At 72.2% G+C, this 17,583-nt stretch carries 14 protein-coding genes; 4 read left to right on the top strand and 10 right to left on the bottom strand.

Annotated elements, in window-relative coordinates; genetic code table 11:
* Positions 1-5 precede the first annotated feature (5 nt).
* The 7 genes from murD to rsmH form a co-directional block, all read right to left on the bottom strand.
* Positions 6-1,433: a UDP-N-acetylmuramoyl-L-alanine--D-glutamate ligase gene (gene murD / locus ACWCQK_RS12350; RefSeq protein WP_451154768.1), complete on the bottom strand. Its 1,428-nt coding sequence runs from the start codon at positions 1,431-1,433 to the stop codon at positions 6-8.
* Positions 1,415-2,485, bottom strand: coding sequence for a phospho-N-acetylmuramoyl-pentapeptide-transferase (gene mraY, locus ACWCQK_RS12345; RefSeq protein WP_385787396.1), 1,071 nt, complete (start codon positions 2,483-2,485; stop codon positions 1,415-1,417). Before mraY ends, murD begins: the two co-directional genes overlap by 19 nt.
* Positions 2,485-3,915: a UDP-N-acetylmuramoyl-tripeptide--D-alanyl-D-alanine ligase gene (locus ACWCQK_RS12340; RefSeq protein ID WP_451154766.1), complete on the bottom strand. Its 1,431-nt coding sequence runs from the start codon at positions 3,913-3,915 to the stop codon at positions 2,485-2,487. Before ACWCQK_RS12340 ends, mraY begins: the two co-directional genes overlap by 1 nt.
* Positions 3,916-3,919: 4 nt before the next feature.
* Entirely contained in the window at positions 3,920-5,575 is a 1,656-nt protein-coding gene (locus ACWCQK_RS12335) for a UDP-N-acetylmuramoyl-L-alanyl-D-glutamate--2,6-diaminopimelate ligase (protein WP_451154764.1), read from the bottom strand.
* A 52-nt stretch (positions 5,576-5,627) separates the two neighbouring features.
* Positions 5,628-7,589, bottom strand: a complete 1,962-nt coding sequence (locus ACWCQK_RS12330) for a peptidoglycan D,D-transpeptidase FtsI family protein (protein WP_451154762.1) — start codon at positions 7,587-7,589, stop codon at positions 5,628-5,630.
* A 5-nt stretch (positions 7,590-7,594) separates the two neighbouring features.
* Positions 7,595-8,065, bottom strand: a complete 471-nt coding sequence (locus tag ACWCQK_RS12325) for a septum formation initiator family protein (RefSeq protein WP_451154760.1) — start codon at positions 8,063-8,065, stop codon at positions 7,595-7,597.
* A gap of 72 nt (positions 8,066-8,137) precedes the next feature.
* Positions 8,138-9,094, bottom strand: coding sequence for a 16S rRNA (cytosine(1402)-N(4))-methyltransferase RsmH (gene rsmH, locus ACWCQK_RS12320; RefSeq protein WP_451154758.1), 957 nt, complete (start codon positions 9,092-9,094; stop codon positions 8,138-8,140).
* A gap of 420 nt (positions 9,095-9,514) precedes the next feature.
* Here rsmH and ACWCQK_RS12315 point away from each other — a divergent pair, with 420 nt between their 5' ends.
* The 4 genes from ACWCQK_RS12315 (at position 9,515) to ACWCQK_RS12300 (ending at position 15,215) form a co-directional block, all read left to right on the top strand.
* Positions 9,515-10,060: a beta-class carbonic anhydrase gene (locus ACWCQK_RS12315; RefSeq protein WP_451154756.1), complete on the top strand. Its 546-nt coding sequence runs from the start codon at positions 9,515-9,517 to the stop codon at positions 10,058-10,060.
* A gap of 192 nt (positions 10,061-10,252) precedes the next feature.
* Positions 10,253-11,290, top strand: coding sequence for an AAA family ATPase (locus tag ACWCQK_RS12310; RefSeq protein ID WP_451154754.1), 1,038 nt, complete (start codon positions 10,253-10,255; stop codon positions 11,288-11,290).
* Positions 11,290-12,717, top strand: a complete 1,428-nt coding sequence (locus ACWCQK_RS12305) for a DUF58 domain-containing protein (protein WP_451154752.1) — start codon at positions 11,290-11,292, stop codon at positions 12,715-12,717. The genes ACWCQK_RS12310 and ACWCQK_RS12305 overlap by 1 nt, the downstream gene beginning before the upstream one ends.
* A complete protein-coding gene (locus ACWCQK_RS12300; protein WP_451154750.1) occupies positions 12,714-15,215 on the top strand; it encodes a transglutaminase TgpA family protein in 2,502 nt (833 codons plus the stop codon). The genes ACWCQK_RS12305 and ACWCQK_RS12300 overlap by 4 nt, the downstream gene beginning before the upstream one ends.
* A 109-nt stretch (positions 15,216-15,324) precedes the next feature.
* Here the strand turns inward: ACWCQK_RS12300 and ACWCQK_RS12295 are convergent, their stop codons facing one another.
* The 3 genes from ACWCQK_RS12295 to ACWCQK_RS12285 all read right to left on the bottom strand — a co-directional run bounded on the left by ACWCQK_RS12295 (position 15,325) and on the right by ACWCQK_RS12285 (position 17,523).
* Positions 15,325-15,717: a DUF3040 domain-containing protein gene (locus tag ACWCQK_RS12295; RefSeq protein ID WP_451154748.1), complete on the bottom strand. Its 393-nt coding sequence runs from the start codon at positions 15,715-15,717 to the stop codon at positions 15,325-15,327.
* A 267-nt stretch (positions 15,718-15,984) separates the two neighbouring features.
* A complete protein-coding gene (locus tag ACWCQK_RS12290) occupies positions 15,985-16,755 on the bottom strand; it encodes a class I SAM-dependent methyltransferase (protein ID WP_451154746.1) in 771 nt (256 codons plus the stop codon).
* 177 nt (positions 16,756-16,932) lie between these two features.
* Positions 16,933-17,523 (bottom strand): SAV_6107 family HEPN domain-containing protein, encoded by a 591-nt coding sequence (locus ACWCQK_RS12285; RefSeq protein WP_451154744.1) that lies wholly within the window; start codon positions 17,521-17,523, stop codon positions 16,933-16,935.
* Positions 17,524-17,583 lie beyond the last annotated feature (60 nt).

Genomic DNA, 17,583 nt, shown 5'->3' with positions numbered 1-17,583 from the left:
GGCCATCAGACACCCCCGGCGCCGAGTTCGCGCACCGCCTCCGCGAACGCGTCACCGCGCTTGTTGTAGTTGGCGAACATGTCCATGGACGCGCAGGCCGGGGCCAGCAGTACGGTGTCGCCGGCGGAGGCGAGCCGCCGCGCCTGGCGGACCGCCGCGGACATCGCCCCAGTGTCGGTCCGGTCGAGGTCGACGACGGGTACTTCCGGCGCGTGTCGCGCCAGGGCTTCACGGATCAGGGCCCGGTCCGCGCCGATGAGGACGACCCCGCGAAGCCGCTTCGCGGACCTGGCGACGAGTTCGTCGAAGGCCGCGCCCTTGGCCAGTCCGCCCGCGATCCAGACGATCGACTCGTAGGCCGCCAAAGAGGCCTCCGCCGCGTGCGTGTTGGTCGCCTTGGAGTCGTCGACGTACGCGACGCCGTCCACGTCGGCCACGTGCGCGATGCGGTGGGCGTCCGGCGTGAAGGCCCGCAGCCCGTCCCGTACGGCCGTGGCGGGCACCCCGAAGGCGCGCGCGAGGGCCGCCGCCGCAAGGGCGTTGGCGATGTTGTGCGGGGCGGCCGGCACGACGTCCGACACCTCCGCGAGCTCCTGGGCGTTCTTCTGCCGGTTCTCCACGAAGGCGCGGTCGACCAGGATGCCGTCCACCACGCCGAGTTGGGACGGCCCCGGCGTGCCGAGGGTGAACCCGACGGCCCGGCAGCCCTCCTCGACGTCCGCCGCGCGCACCAGGTCCTCGGTGGCCTTGTCGGCGACGTTGTAGACGCAGGCGACGCGATTGCCCTCGTAGATACGACCCTTGTCGGCGGCGTACGCCTCCATGGAGCCGTGCCAGTCGAGGTGGTCGGGGGCGAGGTTCAGGACGGCGGCGGACTGGGCGCGCAGGGAGGGCGCCCAGTGCAGCTGGTAGCTCGACAGTTCGACCGCGAGCACGTCGTAGCGCTCCTCGCCGAGGACCGCGTCCAGCAGCGAGACGCCGATGTTGCCGACGGCGGCCGTGCGCAGGCCCGCCGCCTTCAGGATGGCGGCGAGCATCTGGACGGTCGTGGTCTTGCCGTTGGTGCCGGTGACGGCCAGCCAGGGCGCCGCGTCGGGGCCCCTGAGCCGCCAGGCGAGTTCGACGTCGCCCCAGACGGCGACGCCGGCCTCGGCGGCGGCGGCGAACAGCAGCTTGTCCGGCTTCCAGCCGGGCGCGGTGACGACGAGTTCGGTGCCTTCGGGCAGGGTGTCCCCGTCACCGAGGCGCACGGTGACGCCCAGCGCCTCCAGTTCGGCGGCCTGGGTCCGCGCCCGGTCGTCGTCGCCGTCGTTGACGACGGTGACCCTCGCGCCGAGCCCGTGCAGCACCTTGGCCGCCGGGACGCCGGAGACGCCGAGCCCGGCGACGGTGACGTTCTTCCCCTGCCAGTCGGTCACTTGTCCGCTGCCCATCCCGCGTAGAAGAGGCCCAGCCCGACGATCACACAGATGCCCTGGATGATCCAGAAACGGACCACCACAAGGACCTCGGACCAGCCCTTGAGTTCGAAGTGGTGCTGGAGTGGCGCCATACGGAAGACCCGCTTGCCGGTGAGCCGGAAGGAGCCGACCTGGATGACGACCGACATGGTGATGAGGACGAACAGACCGCCGAGGATGGCGATCAGCAGCTCGGTGCGGGAGCAGATGGCGAGGCCCGCGAGGACACCGCCGAGCGCCAGCGAACCGGTGTCGCCCATGAAGATCTTGGCGGGCGAGGTGTTCCACCACAGGAAGCCGAGACAGGAACCCATCAGCGCCGAGGCGATGACCGCGAGGTCGAGCGGATCGCGCACCTCGTAGCAGGCGTTCGGGTTCGTCAGGGTCATCGAGTTGGCGCAGGACTCCTGGAACTGCCAGACGCCGATGAAGGTGTAGGCACCGAAGACGAGGACGGAGGCACCGGTGGCCAGGCCGTCCAGACCGTCGGTCAGGTTCACGCCGTTGGACATCGCCAGGATCATGAACAGCGCCCAGACGACGAACAGCACCGGGCCGATCGTCCAGCCGAAGTCCGTGATGAACGACAGCTTCGTGGAGGCCGGGGTCTGGTTGCGGCCGTCCGCGAACTGGAGCGAGAGCACCGCGAAGGCGATACCGACGGTCAGCTGGCCGGCCATCTTCGCCTTGGCCCGCAGACCGAGCGAGCGCCTCTTGACGATCTTGATGTAGTCGTCCAGGAAGCCGACCAGGCCCATGCCCGTCATCAGGCCCAGCACCAACAGGCCCGAGTACGTGGGCGTGTAGCCGGTGATGACCTTGGACAGGAAGTAGGCCGCGATCGTCGCGAAGATGAAGGCGATGCCACCCATGGTCGGCGTACCACGCTTGCTGGCGTGCTCGCGCGGACCGTCGTCGCGGATGTACTGACCGTAGCCCTTGCGTGCGAGGAGCTTGATCAGCAGTGGTGTGCCGATCAGGGTCAGGAACAGACCAATGACTCCTGAGAACAGGATCTGCTTCATCATCGGGCGGAAACCTCACCCTCGGCACCGCTCTCGAGCAGCGCCTGCGCCACGCTCTCGAGACCGACCGAACGGGACGCCTTCACGAGCACGACGTCACCCGGGCGCAACTCGCTGCGCAACAGGTCGACCGCCGCCTGTGCGTCGGACACGTGCACCGACTCCTCACCCCACGAACCCTCGTTATATGCGCCCAGTTGCAGCCAGGCGGCTTCCCTGCCCCCGACCGCGACGAGCTTGCCGACATTGAGCCGGACGGCGAGCCGTCCGACCGCGTCGTGCTCGGCGAGAGCCTCGTCCCCGAGCTCGGCCATCTTGCCGAGCACCGCCCACGTACGACCCCCGTTCGCCTGTGCGGCTTTGCCCATTGCCGCGAGCGCGCGCAAGGCGGCTCGCATGGACTCGGGGTTCGCGTTGTAGGCGTCGTTGACGACCGTCACGCCGTCCGGGCGCTCGGTGACCTCCATCCGCCAGCGGGAGAGGGAGCCCGCCTGGGAAAGCGCGGTGGCGATCTCTTCCGCGGACATGCCCAGCTCATGGGCGACGGCGGCCGCGGCGAGCGCGTTCGACACGTGATGCTCACCGTACAGGCGCATGGTCACATCACTGCACCCGGAGGGTGTGCGAAGACTGAAGGCGGGCTGTCCACTGTCCATGAGTCGCACGTTCTCGGCGCGAACGTCCGCTTCGTCGGACTCTCCGAAAAAGACCACCTTCGCCTTCGTACGGGAGGCCATGGCCCGTACCAACGGGTCGTCGGCGTTGAGGACGGCGACACCGCCCTCCCCGGCCTCGGGAAGTGCCTCCACGAGTTCGCCCTTCGCCTGGGCGATCTGCTCGCGGCCGCCGAACTCGCCGATGTGGGCGGTGCCGACGTTGAGCACGAGGCCGATCCTCGGCGGGGTCAGGTCGGTCAGGTAGCGGATGTGGCCGATACCGCGGGCGCCCATCTCCAGTACCAGGAACCGGGTCTCCTCGGTGGCGGTGAGCGCGGTCAGCGGCAGCCCGATCTCGTTGTTGAGCGAGCCGGGGGTCCACACCGTGGGGCCCTTGCGCTGGAGCACCTGCGCGATCAGGTCCTTGGTGCTGGTCTTGCCCGCCGAGCCGGTGAGGGCGACGAGGGTGGTGCCGAGCGCGCGCACGACGTGCCGGGCGAGGGCGCCGAGGGCGCTCTGGACGTCCTCGACGACGATCGCGGGGACGCCGACGGGCCGCGACGCCAGCACGGCGACGGCGCCCGCGTCGACGACCGCCCGCGCGAAGTCGTGGCCGTCCACGCGTTCACCGACGAAGGCGACGAACAGGCCGCCCGGCACCACCTCTCGGGAGTCCCGGACGACCGGCCCGGTGACCTGGACGGACGGATCCGGTATGTCGTGCGTCTGCCCGCCGACGACTGCTGCGATCTCGGCGAGGGAGAGGGCGATCACAAGTTCATCCCTGAGTCTTCTGGATAGCTGCGCGAAGCACCTGGCGGTCGTCGAAGGGACGGACCACTCCGGCGATGTCCTGGCCCTGCTCATGGCCCTTGCCCGCGACCAGCACGGTGTCCCCCGCCCGGGCACGGGCGACGGCGGCGCCGATCGCGGCGGCCCGGTCCTCGAAGAGGAGCACCTCGCCGCGCTCGTGCGCGGGTACGGAGGCAGCGCCTTCGAGCATGCTCGCCAGGATCGCCAGGGGATCCTCGGAGCGGGGGTTGTCGGAGGTCAGTACGGCCGTGTCGGCGAGCCGGGCGGCCGCGGCGCCCATCGGCCGGCGCTTGGTCCGGTCCCGGTCCCCGCCGCAGCCGAGCACGATGTGCACCCGGCCCTTGGTGACCTTGCGCAGGGCGCGCAGCACCGACTCGACGGCGTCGGTCTTGTGCGCGTAGTCGACGACCGCGAGGTACGGCTGCCCGGCGTCGACCCGCTCCAGGCGGCCCGGCACCCCGGGCACCGCCGAGACGCCGTCGGCGGCGGTCTGCGGATCGAGGCCCGCGACGGCGAGGGCGACGATCGCGGCGAGGGTGTTGGCCACGTTGAAGGGACCCGGCAGCGGAGATCTGGCGGCGATCCGCTGCCCGTCGGGGCCGGCCACGACGAACGTCGAGTCCATCGGGCCGACCTGGACCTCCTCGGCGCGCCAGTCGGCGTCCGGGTGGCCCTCGGCGGAGAAGGTGACGACCGGGACGGTGGCCTCGCCGACCAGCCTGCGGCCGTACTCGTCGTCGAAGTTGACGACGCCGAGCCTGCTGCGTCGCGGGGTGAACAACTGCGCCTTGGCCTGGAAGTAGTCCTCCATGCCGGAGTGGAACTCCATGTGTTCCGGGCTGAGGTTGTTGAAGACGGCGATGTCGAAGACGCAGCCGTCGACCCGGCCGAGGACCAGGGCGTGGCTGGAGACCTCCATGGCGACCGCCTCGACACCGCGCTCGCGCATCACCGCGAACAGGGCCTGGAGGTCGGTGGCCTCGGGGGTGGTCCGCTCGGACTTGATGCGCTCGTCGCCGATCCGCATCTCGACGGTGCCGATCAGTCCGGTGGCGCGGTCCGCCTTCAGGCCGCCCTCGACCAGGTAGGCGGTCGTGGTCTTGCCGGAGGTGCCGGTGATGCCGATCTGGAGCAGGTCGCGGCCGGGGTGGCCGTAGATGGTGGCCGCCAGCTCGCCCATCCGGCCGCGCGGGTCCTCGACGACCAGGACCGGCAGGCCGGTGGCGGCGGCGCGTTCGGCGCCGGCCGGATCGGTCAGGACGGCGACCGCGCCGAGCCCGGCCGCCTGCACGACGAAGTCGGCGCCGTGCGCGCGGGCGCCGGGCAGGGCGGCGTAGAGGTCGCCGGGGCGGACGGCGCGCGAGTCATGGGTGATGCCCGTGACGTCGGCGGCGTGTTCCGGAATGGTGGCGCCCAGCTGATCGGCGAGCTCCGCAAGGGGGGTTACGGAGACCTGGACCGGCCGGGGCGGGCCCGGGTATGTCACGGGAACGCCCTTCTGGGTGATTTGGGACTGATCAGCGTGTGGCACGGCGGTGAGCGTACCGGGCACACCGGGCTGCGAGCGAAGCGAGGGGCTTGGCGCGCCCCGGTTCCCGGGCTGGGGAGTGATCATGGTCACGGGCTGGTTTCCTGGCTGGTTCGGTGCTGAGCGGTGCTGTGTTCCGGGCCGGTCAGGGCTTGAAGGAGACGGGGAGGCTGGCGGCCTTCGCCCCGGTGGGCGGGACCTGGAGGGTCTTCAGCGCGAACTCCATGACCTGCTTGTAGATGGGGCCGCAGATCTGACCGCCGAAGTAGCTGCCCTCGGTGGCGTTCTGGATCGCGCAGTAGACGGTGACGCGCGGGTTGTCCGCGGGGGCGAATCCGGCGAACGACGACGTGTATCCCTTGTACTTGCCGGTGGCCGGATCCACGCGGTTGGCCGTACCGGTCTTGCCCGCGACACGGTAGCCCGGGATGCGCGCCTTGGTGCCGGTGCCCTCCTGGTCGTCCACGACCGACTCCAGCATCTGGGCGAGGCTCTTGGCCGTCTTCGCACTGATGACCCGGCTCTTCTTGGGCTGCGCGGCCGGGGTGAACCGCTCGTCCGCTCCCTTCGTGCCGCGAACGAGGGTGGGCTCGACGCGGACGCCGCCGTTGGCGATCGTCGAGTAGACGGACGCCGCCTGCATGGCGTTGATGGACACGCCCTGGCCGAAAGGGATCGTGTACTGCTGGGACGTGGACCAGGAGTCCGGCGCCGCGAGGATGCCCCTCGTCTCGCCGGGGAAGTCGAGTCCGGTGTAGCCGCCGATGCCGAACTTGCGCAGGTAGGAGGAGAGGACCCGGTTGGCCTCGGACTGCGTCCTGCCGAGCTGCCCGGTGGCGAGGATCGTGCCGATGTTGCTGGACTTGGCCAGGACGCCGTTGAGCGTCAGGTACCAGGTCGCGTGGTCGATGTCGTCCTTGAAGAGCCGGTCGCCGCGGTGCAGCCGGTTGGGCACGGTGACGTGCGTCAGCGGCGTGGCGGCGTTCTCCTCCAGTACGGCGGCCATCGACATGACCTTGGCGGTGGAACCGGGCTCGTAGGCGTCCTGGAGGGCCGCGTTGCCGAGGGCCGAGGGGCTGGCCTCGGACAGGTCGTTGGGGTCGAAGCCGGGCGAGTTGGCCATGGCCAGGATCTCGCCGGTCCGGGTGTCCTGCACGATGACGTAGCCGCGGTCCGCTCTGGACTTCTTCACCTGCTCGGTGATGGCGTTCTGCGCGGCCCACTGGATGTCGCGGTCGATGGTGAGCTCGACATCGCTGCCGGGCACGGCGGGCGTCTCGGTGGAGCCCACGGTCGGCACCTGACGGCCGCCCGACTGCGCGTAGCGGATCTTGCCGTCCTCGCCGGTCAGCAGCTTGTTCAGCTGCTGTTCGACGCCGCCGCCGCCCTTGCCGTCGGCGTTGACCCAGCCCAGTATCCCGGCGGCGAGGTCGCCGTTGGGGTACACGCGCCTGCTGGTGGGGTCGGCGAAGACGCCGGCGAGGGCGTTGACGGTGGTGTCGTCCGTCTGCGCCTTCTTGGCGAGGGCGGCCTTCAGGTCCTTGATCTGCGCCCAGACCTGCGGGGTCTGGCGCCCGGCGAGCCTGACGTACTGGAGCCGCTTGTCGCCGGGCCTGAGCTTCTTGACGAGCACCGCCTGGTCCAGACCGAGGATGGGGGCGAGCAGCGCCGCCGCCTGCTCGGGCCCGTCGTCGACCTTCAGCTGCTTGCGCGTGAACATCGTGGGGTCGGCGGTGATGTCGTACGCGTCGACGCTGGCCGCCAGCGCCACGCCGTTGCGGTCGGTGATCCCGCCGCGCTCGGCGGCCAGGGTGTGCACGACGTAGCGGTTCTGCTCGGCCTTGGCGGCGTACGCGCCGGCGTCGACGGCCTGCACCTGGAGCAGGCGCACGACGAACGCGATCAGCACCAGGGTCAGCGCGAGGCTGACCATCCGCAGCCGGGGACGAGGGCTGCCCAGCCGCAGGACCTGGGGCGCCGCCGGCCGGGACGGGACGGGACGACGGACCGGACGGGCGCCGGGGCCGGGCCGCCGCCGGGCCGTGCCCGGCCGAACGGGCCGGGCCGGGCCGGGCACACGGCGGCGTGGCGGTTCCCTGTCGGACACTTCCGTCACCTGCCGGGGGTCGTGGTCGGGGTGGGCGGCACGCTGGGCAGGGGTGAGGAACTGAGCGCCTCCGGTGGGCGCGGCGCGGCCGGGAACTGCGCCGCGGACCGCCGGGCGGCCGCCGAGGGAACGCCCTTGACGGTGCCGTCCGGGTCGAGGAACGCGGGGTCTCCGCCGGGGACCATGCCCAGTTCGCGGGCGCGGCGCTGGAGGGCGTCGGGGGCGGAGTAGGAGTCCACGTCGCGCTGGAGGGCCTGCTCCTCGTCGGTGAGGTTCTTGGTGTCGGTCTGGAGGTCGTCCAGCTGGAACGAGCCTTCGCTGAGGGCCGAGTTCAGTACGAGGAGACCGATGAGGCCGCCGCCGAGGAGGAGGACGACGAGGAAGACGAACGGCGTCCGGGCCGCCCGGCCCGGACCTGACGGGAAGAGCCGCGCGAGACGGGCGGCCCTGCCCTTCAGTTCGGGTTTCCTACTCACTCGCCCTCCACTGAGCGGAATTCCGAGACCCGGGTCCGGGTGTCGTGTCGGCGCGCCCGTCCTGCGCCTGCCTCACTCGACGTCCTCCCGGACGCGCTCCGCCCCCCGCAGCCGGGCCGGGGCGGCCCGCCGGTTCTCGGCGACCTCTTCCTCGGTGGGAAGTTCGGCGCCGCGGGTGAGCAGCTTGAGCCGGGGCTGGTAGCGCTCGGGGACGACCGGCAGGCCGGGCGGCGCGGTGTTGGCGGCACCGGCCGCGAACACCTGCTTGACCAGCCGGTCCTCGAGCGAGTGGTACGACAGGACGGCGATCCGGCCGCTCACGTCGAGCGCCTTCACCGCCGCCGGGATCGCCCGCTCCAGGACCGAGAGTTCGCCGTTGACCTCGATGCGCAGGGCCTGGAAGGTGCGCTTGGCCGGGTTGCCGCCGGTGCGCTTGGCGGCCTGCGGCAGCGCGTCCCGGATCAGCTCCACCAGCCGCGCGCTGTTGGTGAACGGCTCCTGCTCGCGCACACGCACGACGGCGCCGACGATCCGCTTGGCCTGCTTCTCCTCGCCGTAGGCCCGCAGGATCCGCACGAGTTCGCCGGGCGGGTAGGTGTTGAGGACCTCGGCGGCGCTCATGCCGGTCGTCTGGTCCATGCGCATGTCGAGCGGGGCGTCCTGGGCGTAGGCGAAGCCGCGGTCGGCCTCGTCGAGCTGCATGGAGGAGACGCCGAGGTCGAACAGGACGCCCTGGACGCGCGGGATGCCGAGGCGGTCGAGGACCTCGGGGAGCTCGTCGTAGACCGCGTGCACCAGGGTGGCGCGGTCACCGAAGGGGGCGAGCCGCTCACCGGACAGGCGCAGGGCCTCCTTGTCGCGGTCGAGGGCGACGAGCCGGACCTCCGGGAAGCGCGTCAGCAGGGCCTCGCTGTGACCGCCGAGCCCGAGGGTGCAGTCGACGACCACGGCACCCGGTCGGCCGAGGGCGGGGGCCAACAGGTCCAGGCACCGCTGGAGCATCACCGGGACGTGTCGACTCTGGCTCAAGGGGCCCTCTCAGGTCCGGCGCGGTATACGCACCGCCGGGTCCCCGCCCGCTCGTGAAGGGGTGGCCTGCCGGCGCCGAAAGCGTCAGCCGGCCGGGAGCGGGAGGAGGCCGAGCCGTACGTACGCGCCGCGCACGTGGGGAGATCTCCGGACAGCGGACCGGGGTCTCCGGGGGAATTCGTCCAGCAGGGAGAGCCTCGCCTCCCGCTTCGCGTCACTTTAGTCCACCGTGTGGCGGGGTCAACCAACCGGCCTGCGCGTCGCGCGCCGGTGTGAGTGCGAAGCGGCGAACCGGGGAAAATCACCCCCGCGGAGGCACCGCGACCACCTGTGTGGGTTAGCTCACAAGAGGACGGGATGACACTCTTTCCCCCTTCTCACATCGCGACTGGATCGACCGTGACCAGTACGGTCGTAGCTATGACGACTTCCGCATCGGTTCCCACCGGCTCCGAGGCCGCCATATCCGGCGGCACGGTCACCGACCGTCTGGTCGACGCGAACGAGCGGTACGCCGCCGCGTTCACCGACCCCGGAATGGACGCCCGGCCCGTCCTGCGCGTGGCCATCGTGGCCTGCATGGACGCCCGTCTCGACCTGCACGCCGCGCTCGGTCTGCAACTCGGCGACTGCCACACCATCCGCAACGCGGGCGGCGTCGTGACCGACGACGTGATCCGCTCCCTCACCATCAGCCAGCGGGCGCTCGGCACCCGCAGCGTCGCCCTCATCCACCACACCGGCTGCGGTCTGGAGAGCCTCACCGAGGAGTTCCGCCACGACCTGGAGATGGAGGTGGGCCAGCGCCCCGCGTGGGCGGTGGAGGCGTTCCGGGACGTCGAACAGGACGTACGGCAGTCGATGCAGCGCGTGCGCACCTCGCCCTTCCTGGTGCACACCGACGACGTGCGTGGCTTCGTCTTCGATGTGAAGACCGGCCTGTTGCATGAGATAGACCCGGCCTAGCTGCGTATCAACCGTCGTAAGACCCGACATATCGCGGCCAGTTGTCCACAGGCGAGTGACACGAATCGGTAACGGCGGCAAGAATGCGGGTGTGGCATCGCGCGGAACCCTTCGCGCGGTGTCCGAGTTTCGGGGTGGGCCGGTCCGCATCTCAGCGCGTCGGCCCGGGATGAACGGGCCGAGGAGGGCCGGGTGACGACCTATGACGATCGAGCGAGCCTCACTGATCTGACCGCCACTGTGGAGCGTGTCCGCAGTTCGGTGGAAGGGGTGATCGAGGGCAAGCCCGAGGTCGTACGGCTTTCGCTGACCGTGCTGCTCGCCGAGGGACATCTTCTGATCGAGGATGTCCCCGGCGTGGGCAAGACAATGCTGGCGAAGGCTCTGGCGCGGTCCATCGACTGTTCGGTGCGGCGCATTCAGTTCACGCCCGACCTGCTGCCGTCGGACATCACCGGCGTGTCCATCTGGGACCAGCAGCAGCGGGACTTCGAGTTCAAGCCCGGGGCGATCTTCGCGCAGATCGTGATCGGCGACGAGATCAACCGCGCCTCGCCCAAGACCCAGTCCGCGCTGCTGGAGTCGATGGAGGAGCGCCAGGTCACCATCGACGGGCAGACGTACGAGCTGCCCAGCCCCTTCATGGTGGTGGCCACCCAGAACCCGGTGGAGATGGAGGGCACCTATCCGCTGCCGGAGGCGCAGCGCGACCGTTTCATGGCCCGCGTCTCCATCGGCTACCCCAGCGCCGAGGCCGAGTTGCAGATGCTCGACATCCACGGCGGGGTGAACCCGCTGGACGACCTCCAGCCCGTGGCGCACGCGCACGACATCGTGAAGCTGGTGGAGGCCGTCCGGGGCGTCCATGTCGCCGAGGCGGTCCGCAGGTACGCGGTGGAGCTGGTCTCGGCCACGCGCACCCACCCCGACCTCAGACTCGGCGCCTCGCCGCGCGCGACGCTGCATCTGCTGCGCGCGGCGAAGGCGTCCGCGGCTCTCAGCGGCCGGGACTACGCGCTGCCGGACGACGTGCAGGCACTCGCCGTCGCCGTCCTCGCCCACCGACTGCTGCCCACCGCGCAGGCCCAGCTCAACCGCCGCAGCGCGGAGCAGGTCGTCCAGGAGATCCTCCAGCGCACGCCGGTGCCCGCGGCGCCCCAGCAGCAGGGCGGGTACGACCTGGGCCACGGCACCCCGGCCTATCCGCAGCGGCCGCCGCGGAGGCTGTGATGACCTCCGGGGGGACGGGGCAGGCGGAGGCCGACCGGGGCAGGACGAGCGGCGTCCGCACGGCCCTGACCGGGCTGACCACCCGGGGCCGCTCGTTCCTGGCGGCCGGGATCGCGGCCGCCGTCTGCGCCTACGTCCTGGGCCAGGCGGATCTGCTCCGGGTCGGACTGCTCCTCGCGGTGCTGCCGCTGGTCTGCGCGGCCGTGCTGCACCGCACGCGGTACCGGGTGGCCGGCAGCCGCCGGCTCTCCCCGGGGCGCGTGCCCGCCGGCAGCGAGGCCCGGGTCCATCTGCGGATGGACAATGTCTCGCGGCTGCCCACCGGCCTGCTGATGCTCCAGGACCGGGTGCCCTATGTGCTCGGTCCGCGCCCGCGCTTCGTCCTGGACCGGGTGGAGGCGGGCGGCCGCCGCGAGGTGTCCTACCGGGTCCGCTCCGACCTGCGCGGCCGCTATCCGCTGGGCCCGCTGCAACTGCGCCTGACCGACCCGTTCGGGATGTGCGAGCTGACCCGGTCGTTCTCGACGTACGACACCCTGACCGTCATCCCGCGCGTGGAATCTCTGCCGCCGGTCCGGCTGAACGGTGAGGCGAAGGGGTACGGCGACGGGCGGCAGCGCTCGCTGGCGCTGGCCGGCGAGGACGACGTGATCCCGCGGGGCTACCGCCACGGCGACGACCTGCGCCGGGTCCACTGGCGCTCCACCGCCCGCTACGGCGAGCTGATGGTCCGCCGTGAGGAGCAGCCGCAGCGCGCCCGCTGCACGGTGCTCCTGGACACCCGGGGCCCGGCCTTCCGCGGTGCGGGTCCGGACTCGGCCTTCGAGTGGGCCGTCGCGGGCACCGCGTCCGTCCTGGTCCACATGTTCGAACGGGGTTTCTCCGTGCGGCTGCTCACGGACACCGGCACCTCGGTGCCCGGCGAGGGCGCCGACGGCTTCGCGGGCGCCAGCCAGGAGTCGGCGGACGCGGCCGGGATGATGATGGACACGCTCGCGGTGATCGACCACTCGGACGGCACGGATCTGTCCCGGGCCTACGACCTGCTGCGCGGCGGGAACGAGGGACTGCTGGTCGCCTTCTTCGGCGATCTCGACGAGGAACAGGCCGCGGTGGCCGCCAGGATGCGTCAGCGCAGCGGGGGCGCGCTCGCGTTCGTGCTGGACGGCGACGCGTGGGGGCGGGAACCGCACGACGCGTTCCGCCCGGTGAACAGGCTGGAGGAGCGGCTGCGGATGCTGCGTGAGGCGGGCTGGACGGCCCTGGGCGTGCCACGTGGCGCCGTCCTGGAGGACCTGTGGCGTCAGGCCGACCGGGACCGCGTCGGCTTCGCGGCGACGGGCGCGACGACGGGCGCGACGGGTGCGGCGAACACGACCGGCGGGACGGGCGCGGGCGTGACGAGCGGTGGGGAGAGCGGCTCATGAGCGGGCAGGCACGGATGACGCTGTGCGCCTGGGCGGCCACGCTGCTGACGGCGACCGCGCTGCTGCCGCTGGTCGTGTCGATCAACTGGCTGTTCGAGGCGGCCCTGCTGCTGTCGATCCAGGCGGGCGTGGGCGCGGCGGCCCGGCGGGCACCCCTGCCCCGGTCCCTGACCGTGCTGGCGCAGGTCCTGGTCACGCTGGTGCTGCTGACCCTGGCCTTCGCCCGGCAGCAGGCCCTCGCCGGGCTGATGCCCGGCCCGGACGTCTTCCGTCAGCTCGGCGACCTGTTGCAGGCGGGCACGGACGACGTGGGACGGTACGCGATCCCCGCACCGCTGTCCGACGGCATCCGGCTGATGCTCGTCGGCGGGGTGCTGGTCATCGGGCTGCTGGTCGACACCCTCGCGGTGACCTTCCGCAGCGCGGCCCCGGCCGGGCTGCCGCTGCTCGCGCTGTACTCGGTGGCGGCCGGACTCTCGGACAGCTCCCTCGACTGGTTCTTCTTCCTGCTCGCGGCGATCGGCTATCTGCTGCTGCTGTTGTCCGAGGGGCGCGACCGGCTCGCGCAGTGGGGCCGGGTGTTCGGCGGGGCGCCCCGCGCACCGGGCGGCGCGGCCGGCCCGTCGGCGCCGTCGCGCTTCGGCCGCCGCATCGGCGCGGTCTCGCTCGGCGTCGCCGTGATGGTGCCGCTGCTGCCGCTGTTCGACATACAGGGCGGGCTGCTGGACACCGCGCGGACCGGGGTGGGCGTGGGCACCGGGGGCGGCGGCACGATCTCGGCGGTGAACCCGCTGGTGTCGCTGCGCGACAGCCTGAACGTGGACGAGGACCGCACGGTCCTCGTCCTGCGCACCAACAGCGGCGACCTCTCGGACATGTATCTGCGGATCGTGTCCCTGGACGACTTCGACGGCACGACGTGGAAGCCGTCCAAGCGGCGCATCGTCACGGTGCCGGACCGGTTTCCCACCCCGACCGGGCTGGGCGCCGACGTCAAGCGCGCGGAGATCACGACCCGGATCGCGGCCGCCGACTGGTACGCCCAGGACTGGCTGCCGATGCCGTACCCGCCGAGCGACGTGAGCGTCAGGGGCAACTGGCGCTACGAACCCGAGGGCATGACGCTCGTCGGCGATCACGGCCAGACCACACGCGGCGCGACCTACGAGGTCAAGAGCCTCCACGTGCAGCCGACGGCGGAGCAGCTCGACACGGCGCCCGAGGCGCCCGACCCGCTGCGGGGCCAGTACACGGCGGTGCCGAGCTCACTGCCGGCGGTGGTGGCCAGGACCGCGCGCGAGATCACCCAGGGCGCGACGACCGACTACGACATGGCGGTCAAGCTCCAGGACTACTTCGCCGTCGACGGCGGCTTCCAGTACGACACCGACGTGGAGGTCGGCACCGGCCGCGATGCCATCGCCCGGTTCCTGCGGGACAAACGGGGCTTCTGCGTCCACTTCTCCTTCACGATGGCGGCGATGGCCCGCACGCTGGGCATTCCGGCGCGGGTCGCGGTGGGCTTCGCACCGGGTTCCCCGCAGGCGGACGGCTCGGTGTCGGTGGGCCTGAAGGACGCGCACGCCTGGCCCGAGCTGTACTTCGAGGGCGTGGGCTGGACCCGCTTCGAGCCGACCCCCGACCGGGGCACGACTCCGCCGTACACGCAGACCGAGTCGCCGGGGAGCTCGGTTCCCGATCTGCCGCAGACGAGCCGTTCGGCGGGCGCGGCCCCGACCGACGCGCCCTCGGCGAGCACGAGCTGCTCGGCGGCGGACCGGAAGCTGGCGGCCTGTGCGGGCGCGGCGCTCGGGGATCCGCTGGACAAGGACGGCGGCGGCCCTCCCTGGTACGAGATCGTCGGGTGGATCCTGCTGGGGGCCGCCGCGCTGGCGCTGCCGTTGTCGCCCATGCTGTGGCGGCTCCGGCGCCGCTCGGTGCGGCTGGCGTCGGCGCAGCACGCCCCGTCCGCGGCGAGGTCGGGCCGCCGGGACCGGGCCGGTGAGCGGTTCACGGACGACATCGACGTGGCGGTGCTGTCGCCCGGCGAGGTGACGTCCCAGCAGGCGACCCGGGTGGCCGTCGGGCATGTGCTGGCCCTCTGGCGCGAGCTCACGGACACGGCCTGGGACTACGGCATCACGCCGGACGACGCGCTCACCCCCCGCAAGGCGGCCGCGCGGATCGTGCGGCTCGGACACCTGGACGAGCCCACGTCCGCCTCGGTGCACCGGGTGGCGTCGGCCGTGGAGCAGGTGCTGTTCGCGCCTCGGCCGCAGGCCGCCGCGGGGCTGGCCGACGACGTGCAGGGGCTGCGCAAGGCGCTGCGGTCGCGGGCGGGCTGGACCACCAGGCTGCGCGCGGTCGTCGCGCCCCGCTCCGCGGTCCGCGCGGTGTGGGACCTCAGCGACCGGTGGACGGCGCTGCGGGCCGACTGGTACACGCGACGGACGGACCTGGTGCGGCGCCTGCGGCCGTCCGGGCAGCAGAGCGGCTGAGGGCCACCGACGGTCGGGGCGAGTTCCCGACCGTCGTGGCGCACGACTGAGGGGGTGACCACCGGACGGTGGTCACCCCCTCAGCTGTGTCCTGGGAACTGTCGGGGAGTCAGTGGCCCTGTTCGTCACGGCGCCGCTGCCAGCGCTGCTCGATGCGGTCCATCATGGACCGCTTGGTTCGTCCCTGACGGCGGGCCTGCTGCGGGGTTCCGGCCGGCTGCTCGCCGGGCTTGGGTGCCTTGCGCCATCCGGTCACGGCGAGGACCGCGCACCCCAGCATGACGAGGAAGCCCACCACGCTGAGCCAGACCTGCTTGGCGACCATTCCGGCCATGAGGAGCGCAATACCCACGAGGAAGCCAGCGACCGCCTGGTAGACCCGCCGCCGGGTGTACGTACGCAGCCCGCTTCCCTCGAGCGCCGACGCGAACTTGGGATCTTCGGCGTACAGCGCTCGCTCCATCTGCTCGAGCATGCGCTGCTCGTGCTCCGAGAGCGGCACGGAGTCCTCCTCATTCGTGCAGTCGCCGGGGCGACCCGGGGGGTCCCTTCAGGATAGGCAGGGAATCGCCCCCGTGAAACCCGCCCCTCTGCGCCAATTGGCCAACCGACATCCGCCATGGACGTCCGGCTCGCTGAAACTTCCATTCCCCAGCGGCCGCCCCGTCATGCCGGGTGGTCTCCCTCGATCATACGGCGGACAACGCCCGAACGGAGGCCCTGTGGCGTACTCCATCTGCGGCCAAGCCCCTGATCAGCGGCGCACCGCTCAGGCCCCGGTGACCCCTCGCGTCTCACCGAGCACATGAAGTTGCGTGGCCACGGAGTGGAAGGCGGGGAGCTCGGCCGCGGCCTCCTCCAGCTTCAGCAGGGCTTCCAGCGCTCCGGGCTCGGTGTCGACCAGCACACCGGGGACGAGGTCGGCGAAGATCCGCACGCCGTGCACGGCGGCGACGCCGAGGCCCGCGCCCTCGACCAGCTCGGTGAGCTGCTCGGCGGTGAAGCGGTGCGGCACGGGGTCACCCGCGCCCCAGCGGCCGTCCGGATCGCCCAGGGCCTGCCGGGCCTCCTTGAAGTGGCCGGCGAGGGCACGCGCGAGCACGGCACCGCCGAGCCCGGCCGCGAGCAGACTGAGGACCCCCTCGGGGCGCAGTGCCGCGACCGCGTTGCGGACGCCCTCGGCGGGATCGTCCACGTACTCCAGGACGCCGTGGCACAGTACGGCGTCGTACCCGCCGCGCTCGACGACGTCGAACAGACCGTGGACATCGCCCTGGACGCCGCGCACCCGGTCGGCTACGCCCGCCTCGGCGGTCCGACGCTCCAGCGCGAACAGCGCGTTGGGGCTGGGGTCGACGACGGTGACCCGGTGGCCGAGGCGGGCGACCGGGACCGCGAAGTTGCCGCTGCCGCCCCCGGTGTCGAGGACGTCCAGCGACTCCCGTCCCACGGCCTTGACCCGGCGGTCCAGGGCGTCCTGGAGGACCTCCCAGACCACGGCGGTACGGAGAGAAGCGCGGGGGCGCATCGGGTCCGACACGGCAGTTGACTCCTCGGCGCGGCACCGCCTCTTGCGCGGCGGAGCGAACGGGGGCGCCTTCCCGGCCCGTGCGGGCGGCGGGAAGGCTCAGGCGTCCACCACCCTATTGCCTCCGGCCCCTCGCCCGGTCACCACGGTCCCGGGCGGGCGGCGCCGGTCCAGGGCGGTCGACGCCGCTCACCCCGCGTCCGGCATGGTGTCGCGCGGTGCGCCGGGCCGCGGGCCGTCCGAGCGCTCCGGGCCGCCCGCGCCGCCCGGGTCCTGGCGGGGTTGCGGAAGCACCGGCTGGAGCACCAGCATCCGCTCGACGAGGCGGACGAACATCACCACGTCGCGTATCAGGTCGTCGGCGTCGCGGCGGGTGGCCGCGCCCTGGATGCCCGCCTCGGCCCGTGCGCGGCGCCGGGCTCCGGCGGCGAACAGCGCGCTCCACTCGGCGAGTTCGGGTGCTATCTCGGGGAGCACCTCCCAGGCGCTGCGGATCCTGGCGCGGCGTCGGGACGTGGGTTCGGGGCGGCCGCGCGCGGCGAGCACGGCGGCGGCGGTGCGCAGGGCGGCGAGGTGGGCGGTCGCGTAGCGCTCGTTGGGGGTTTCCAGGACGGCTGCCTCGTCGAGTCCGGCACGGGCCTGTGCCAGCAGGTCGAGGGCGGCGGGCGGCGCCGTGGTCCGGCGGAGCACGGGGTGCACGTCGCTCGCCGGGCCGTTCAGTGAGGGGGCAGGGCCGGTGGCGCGGCGCCGGTGGGCGGCGGCCGCGTGTGAGCTGGCCATGACGAACCTCCTGTCGTCTGGGTGACGGCACTGTGGCCGTATGTGCCCATCGTGCGGTAT

The organism is Streptomyces sp. NPDC002306 (assembly GCF_053593435.1).
Note: the sequence above shows the minus strand (reverse complement) of the source record. Positions and strands in the feature narration are given on the sequence as shown.